3 protein-coding genes and 1 pseudogene are annotated in these 3,094 nt (G+C 32.8%); all 4 read right to left on the bottom strand.

The genetic code is table 11. The features are described from left to right. A pseudogene (locus tag DWX23_RS24685) lies at positions 1-528 on the bottom strand (hypothetical protein); the annotation flags it as partial. Positions 529-813: 285 nt separating this feature from the next. Then, on the bottom strand, positions 814-1,986 hold the full coding sequence (locus DWX23_RS24680) for a 6-bladed beta-propeller (RefSeq protein WP_122376449.1): 1,173 nt from the start codon (positions 1,984-1,986) through the stop codon (positions 814-816). Between the two features lie 410 nt (positions 1,987-2,396). After that, on the bottom strand, positions 2,397-2,642 hold the full coding sequence (locus DWX23_RS24675; RefSeq protein ID WP_122376448.1) for an NVEALA domain-containing protein: 246 nt from the start codon (positions 2,640-2,642) through the stop codon (positions 2,397-2,399). 207 nt (positions 2,643-2,849) lie between these two features. Beyond that, a partial coding sequence (locus DWX23_RS24670) for a DUF1573 domain-containing protein (protein ID WP_147382566.1) occupies positions 2,850-3,094 on the bottom strand: 245 nt, incomplete at its 5' end.

The raw sequence follows: 3,094 nt of genomic DNA, 5'->3' as shown, positions 1-3,094 counted from the left end.
ATATAGGTCTTTCACCGCCGTGTTGTGTACCGGATTTCCTAATACAGCCACTTTATTGTCTTTATCCAACAGAAATGTCTGGAAGGTCATATTTGCCGGGAACTTGTTCAATTTATTCAGTTGATCCTCTAAGTCGATGTAGATCGGACGGTCGAAGCCGTCTCGTTTCAACAGATAGCGTATTTCTTTCGTATCTTTGGGATGGAAGAAGAAAAGGAAAGGCACTTTTCCCTGTGTGGCCGAATCGGTATACTCGATCAGTTCCTTCCATTTATGCAGTTGTAATTTGCAGCTGGTACAACCAATGGAATCTACATATATTAATACCTTATAATCTGATTCCGGAATTTGGAAATCCGTAGTATCTGTCAGATAACGGATGAAGATCAGGTTTTCAGGGAACAGTATTTGCTTCCCTTGCCATTCGCTGACCAGATGTGCAATCTTATTTTCCTTCTCTTTCTGTTCGTAGTGACAGGAGAAGAAGGTGGTTGCTATTAATAATATGTAAAGATAAAAGGTTTTCATACCGTTTATTATATCATAAATTCTATGATCGGATTATCTCTTTTCGCCGCTGTGCCGACGATGGTGCTTGTTTTTTCGTTAATGTTAATACTGTTCGCTGCATACGGGGGAAGGAATTTTCTGATCTAGCTAGACTTCTCCGTATACAGAACCGATTTACTGTATAGTATATCATCTTCGGTCATTAATTCCACTTCCATTAAACCATGGAAATTTTGAATGAAGCAAACACTAACAAACTACAAAACAATTGTCATACACAGTCAAAAGATAAAATTGATTGTTTTATTTATCACTTAATGCGGAATCTAACTTGCTGATTCTTATTATCGGATTATCATCAATATGTAAGTTTGATGCTAGTTCTCTGAGATTATTGTCTTTTATTTGTGATAAATTGTCGATAAATAATTCATTATCATAAGTTGTGAAAAAGTAATTGTGTCCAGGAAAAAAATTAGCATCATATTTATTTCCGTCTATTATATATTCCCCCATAAAGCTAGGATCAAGAAGTAAGTATGAATAAATGCTAGATTTATTTATACTATCATAACAAAAAAAATATCTCTTATCATGATAGTATTTAAATAATAATTTTTTTGATGTACTTATCAAAGATGTTATTCCGTATGCAGCTGTTCTTTTAGATAATTTGTTTTGAAATTCAACGATGTTGTTGTGTTTATCCTCAAATAAAGATTGGGGTATTTTATATTTGCCAAAATCAATATAGTATAGAGGTTTACAACTTGTGGGGGAAATTTTATATATAGTATCATTATATAGCTCATAAAATAGCAAATCATTATTACTTATAGTAAAATTAGAACTACTATGAACATGTAAATAGTTTGATTTATTATTGGAGATATTAAAGAAACTATCAGTGATTTTTTGCTTAAATATGTTGAAACATATGAGTTTGTTATTGTTATTTGATGACACTTGATTACCACAGTATAATATCAATAAAGAATCGTTCAATTGCTGCATTCCTATTGCCCAACTGTCTATTTTAGATTTATCAATAAAGTTTCCATTATAGTCGTATGTTATTATTTGTTTCTTTCGAGTGTCTAACACATTAATGATTTCTCCATCTTGACTGATGTCAAAATCTGATAAACGAGCGTATTCTTCAGGACCATCACCTTGACGTTCTACTTTGTATTTAAATCTCCCGTCTTCTCCAAAAAAATAAATTGAATAATCATCTCCTATTATTATTTGGTTATTAATGTAATATATTTTTTGTATTTTCTTTATAAGGCAAGAATCATTTGTTTCAAGTTTTACAAAATGAGTATTTAGGGATAATTCAGATAAATCTAACGGTGTATTCTTAGAATTTTCTACAAAGATAGTTGTAATATTTAGATTCTCTATATTCCTATCTTGTTTAGTTGTACAACTAAATAGTAATAGACAAAAAAATAATATGTAAGTTATTTTCATACGTAAATAAATAATTATGCTCTTCTCTAAAAAGAGCTTGTTAAACTTTTCATGAATTATAAATTTAATGCGTTCATGATTTCGCTGGATAGTAGCTATTTTTGATTTTGTTAAAGAATAATTCAAGGTGTTATGTCTATAACTTTTTACTTAAAGATCTTTACCACTTCTTGCTTATTTTATATTATTGTGGGTATCTATTCATAACCACTGTGAATAACTTGTAAGAAGATTGCTGTAATGTTGGCATATTCTTTATTAAAACTATCCATATTCACCACCTACTTTTTATTTGTTTAAATAAAATTTATTTCATGGATATCTAATCTTGATTCAAAAGGGGACAGATAGGATTTATTGGAATACAATATTTGATAAAATCTATCTGTCGCCCTATATTTATTATGTTGTTAACATTTAGCGCAAGCGGATGCTCCACAAGTTTTATCTCCAGGACAACAACAATTCGTGGTATGGCCGTTTTTGTCTGGCTCTGTACTATATAATGTTCCTTTACTGTCACTTTCATTGTCAGCCAATGCTTCTACATTAGCCAGTGCCAAGTCTGACAGTTCCACTTCGTTCTGACTTTGGCTGAAATTCCAGCCTGCAGCAGCTATAGCTGCGATAGCAATGATACCCAATAACTTTTTCATATTCGTATCTGTTTAATTGTTTGTTTAAATCATTATTTAATCAGGCTATTTTCTATCTTTGCCTACTCTATTTGGATTAGATAGTCGAATGTTACCTGTAGCATTCTGTTTTGTCGGTTATATTACCATCATACACCTCCTTTTCGGGGTCTCCGGGAGTTTGCTTGTACATTCTTGTCGGGATGCAGCAAACTCCCATTTGTTCGATCACCGAACATTCCCCTTTATCTTTGCTTTGACAGGTTGGTTGTTAATACTATTGTACTTGATCGTAACGACTTCATCGAAGAATCCTGTATCTTTCGGTGTCATCTTAATTCCTACCCGAAGAGATTCTCCGGGGTTTGCGGGGCGTTTGTCATAAGTGGCTGCCGTGCAGCCGCAAGTGGTACCTACGTCCACTATCACAAGGGGATTGTCCCCAATGTTTCTTACTTCTATGGTTGTTTCCT

It is taken from the genome of Parabacteroides sp. AF18-52 (genome assembly GCF_003479145.1).
In the GTDB taxonomy this organism is placed as follows: domain Bacteria; phylum Bacteroidota; class Bacteroidia; order Bacteroidales; family Tannerellaceae; genus Parabacteroides; species Parabacteroides faecis.
This window is presented reverse-complemented; position numbering and strand designations above follow the sequence as displayed.